This is a genomic window from uncultured Thiodictyon sp. (genome assembly GCF_903828115.1).
Classification (GTDB): domain Bacteria; phylum Pseudomonadota; class Gammaproteobacteria; order Chromatiales; family Chromatiaceae; genus Thiodictyon.
Genome location: NZ_CAIKKU010000116.1, coordinates 1 through 3,437 on the forward strand (window position 1 = coordinate 1; position 3,437 = coordinate 3,437).

The following is a 3,437-nucleotide window of genomic DNA, read 5'->3' on the forward strand; positions in this document are numbered from 1 at the left end:
CCTGTCCATCCAAGGCTGAAGCCTTGGACTCCGGCCCGGGGCGGCCGGAATGATAATCAAGGCCAGGTTATCGTAGCGCCCGGGATTCTCTCGCATCGCAAGTTGCATCGCTGCTCCGAGTACGATTACGACAACGACAACGACAACGACAACGACAGCGACAACGATAACGATTGTTATTCTTCATCGAGCCCATTGCGCCAATGCTGGTCTTCCCGGTCAAACAGGCGGTTGGCCTCGCCCGGTCCCCAGGTGCCGGCCGGGTAGGTCGGGATGAAGTCGCGCTCCGTGGCCCACAGCTTGAGCACCGGGTCGACCACCTGCCAGGCCCAGTTGATCTCGTCGGAGCGCAGGAAGTGGGTGTGATCCCCGGCGATGACGTCCAGGATCAGCCCCTCATAGGCCTCGTTGTGTTCCGCCGACAGGGTGCAGGTGCTGGCGTCCATGCGCTCGGTCTGGGCGCGCATCTCCAGCCCCGGCTGCTTGACCTGGATCTCGAAGCGCATGCACTCGTGGGGCTGGAGATTGAGCAGGATCCAGTTGGGCCGGATCTGTTCGATTGCGGTGTGCTGGAACAACTGCTGGGGCGGGTGCTTGAAGCGGATGGCGATCAGTGAGTTGGTGCGCCCCAGGCGCTTGCCGGTACGGATATAGAAGGGGACGTTGCGCCAGCGCCAGTTGTCGATATAGAGCTTGAGCGCGGCATAGGTCTCGGTGGTGCTGTGGTGGGCGACCCCGGTCTCCTCCAGGTAGCCCGGCACCGGGCCCGCCTGATCGCGGCCAGCGACGTACTGGGCGCGACAGGCCTGGGCGTGGACGGCGGCGCGCGGGATAGCCCGGATCGAGCGCAGCACCTTGACCTTCTCGTCGCGCAGCGCCTCGGCGTCGAGCGACGGCGGGGGCTCCATGGCGACCAGCGTCAGCAGTTGCAGCAGGTGGCTCTGGATCATGTCGCGCAGGGCCCCGACGCCGTCGTAGAAGCCGCCCCGTTCCTCGATCCCGCGCGTCTCGGCGTGGGTGATCTGCACATGGTCGATGTAGTTGCGGTTCCACAGGGGTTCGAGCAGCAGGTTCGCGAAGCGGAAGACCAGGATGTTCTGGACCGTGTTCTTGCCCAGATAGTGGTCGATGCGGTAGATCTGATCCTCGGTGAAACAGCGGTGCAGGCGCCGGTCCAGTGCCTGCGCGCTCTCCCGATCGAAGCCGAAGGGTTTCTCCACCACCAGGCGTGACCAGCCGTCCGTCTCGGCCTGGAGCCCCAGCGCGTTCAACTGCTCCGCCGCGGCGCCATAGTGCAGCGGTGCCAGCGAGAGATAGAAGACCCGGTTGGCCGGAAACTGATCGTCCTCGCGCAGGCGCCTGGCCAGCTCTGCGCAGCCGTCCGGGGCCTCCAGGTCGCCGGCGACGAAGTGCAGCCGCTCCTGCAGGCGGGCGAGCACCGACGGGTCGGGCGCGCCGACCACGCGCGCGGCCAGGATGCCTTGGACCTCGGCCCGCCATTGGGCGTCCGACCAGGGGCGGCGCCCGAAGCCCAGGATGCGGGTCTGGGGGTGCAGGTGCCCCCCGGCCTCCAGGTGGTAGAGGGCCGGCAGCAGCTTGTAGTGGGCCAGGTTTCCCGTGGCCCCGAAGATCACGACGGTGCAGGGTTCGAGCATCACGGGCGCCCCTCGGTAACTGAAAAAATGTGCTAACGTGACGCCCGTAAAAAAGCCGTCACGTCGCACCGCGGGTGACGATGTTAATCCATATCCAAGGGCGCCGGGGCGTCCTCTCGCCTACAGGGTCCCGCCATGGAGCAAACACAGTACCGCTACCCGAGCCCGGACGGACTGCGCATCCTGATGGCCAGCAGCGAGGCGCATCCGCTGATCAAGACCGGCGGTCTGGCCGACGTGGCCGCCAGCCTGCCGGCGGCCCTGCGCGAGCTCGGCCACGACGCGCGCCTGATCATCCCCGGCTACCCGCGCGCCGCCCGCCAACTGCGCGAGCCCAAGACCCTGTGCGAAATCAAGGTGGCGGGTTCGCGCACCAACGTCCGCATCCTGGGCGGCAGTCTGCCCGAGCACGACCTGCCGGTCTATCTGGTCGACGCCCCCGAGCACTTCGCGCGCGAGGGCAACCCCTACACGGACCTGTCCGGGCGCGACTGGGGGGACAACGCGGAGCGCTTCCTGCTCTTCTCCCGGGTCGTGGCGCAGTTCGCCCAAGGCCTGCCGGCCCTGGGCTGGCGGCCCAATGTGCTGCACGGCAACGACTGGCAGACCGGGCTCGCCCCGGCCCTGATGCACGGTGAGGCGGCGCGCCCGGCGACTGTCTTCACCATCCACAATCTCGCCTACCAGGGGCTCTTCGACCGCGCCACCTTCGACCGCATCGGCCTGCCGACCTCGCTCTGGGGCCTGGTCGGGCTGGAGTTCCACCAGCGCATGTCCTTCATCAAGGGCGGCATCGTCTTCTCGGACCGGGTGAACACCGTCAGCCCCACCTACGCGGAGGAGGTGCGCACGGCGGCCCGCGGCTGCGGCCTGGACGGCCTGCTGCGCCAGATCGGGACGCGCTTCTCCGGCATCTTGAACGGCATCGACTACCGCGAATGGGACCCGTCCACCGATACCCTGATCCTGCAGGCCTACGACCCCGGCAGCTTCGGGCTCAAGGCGGAGAACAAGCTGGACCTGCAGCGCGAGTTCGGGCTCACCCGCAACGAGGGCGCCTTCCTGCTCGGGTATGTCGGGCGTCTGGTCGAGCAGAAGGGGATGGACCTGATCCTCACCATCCTGCCCGGCCTGCTCAAGGACCCGGACGTCCAAGTGGTCATCCAGGCCTCGGGCGAGCGCGCCCTGGAGCAGGCCCTGCAGACGCTGGCCGCCGCGCATCCGCGCCAGGTGGGCGTCTCCTTCGGTTACGACGAGGTCCGCGCCCACCGTATCGAGGCCGGCTGCGACAGCTTCCTGATGCCGTCGCGCTTCGAGCCCTGCGGGCTCAACCAGCTCTACAGCCTGCGCTACGGTACCCCGCCCATCGTCCACCGCACCGGCGGACTGGCGGACACCGTGGTCCACGCCACCACCGGCACCCTGGCCGACGGCAGCGCCACCGGCTTCCTGTTCGACGCCCCCACCGCGGACTCCCTCTGGCACGCCGTCGCGCAGGCCCTGGCCCTCTACCGCGGCAACCCGGACGGCTGGCGCCGGCTGGCGACCGCCGGCATGGTACGCGACTTCAGTTGGGAGGCCAGCGCGCGCTCTTATCTGCAACTCTATGGCGAGGCGATGGCCGAACGGCACCTGGCCGGCACCCAGGCGACGGAGCCGGCGGCGGCTTGAGGGGTGTCGTCATGGGCGATATGTGATGTTGAGCTTTCGGGCCTTATCATCAGTCCGGCTAGCTCGTGATCTGAGGGGTCGTCGGTCCGCACAGCGGACCCTACGGGGGCG

General features: G+C 68.1%; 2 protein-coding genes. One reads left to right on the forward strand and one right to left on the reverse strand.

The features are described from left to right. Positions 1–176: 176 nt before the first annotated feature. Complete coding sequence (gene zwf / locus QZY48_RS04155; RefSeq protein ID WP_295428100.1) at positions 177–1,655, reverse strand: glucose-6-phosphate dehydrogenase; 1,479 nt, start codon at positions 1,653–1,655, stop codon at positions 177–179. A 135-nt stretch (positions 1,656–1,790) separates the two neighbouring features. On the opposite strand from zwf, the gene glgA reads away from it, so the two are divergent. After that, the gene (gene glgA, locus QZY48_RS04160; RefSeq protein ID WP_295428098.1) at positions 1,791–3,326 is read left to right on the forward strand and encodes a glycogen synthase GlgA; all 1,536 of its coding nucleotides are present in this window, start codon (positions 1,791–1,793) and stop codon (positions 3,324–3,326) included. Positions 3,327–3,437: the final 111 nt, after the last annotated feature.

Bases quoted from the DNA above. Each gene is read 5' to 3' on its own strand.
- glgA (WP_295428098.1), top strand. From the start codon at position 1,791: ATGGAGCAAACACAGTACCGCTACCCGAGCCCGGACGGACTGCGCATC.
- zwf (WP_295428100.1), bottom strand. From the start codon at position 1,655: ATGCTCGAACCCTGCACCGTCGTGATCTTCGGGGCCACGGGAAACCTG.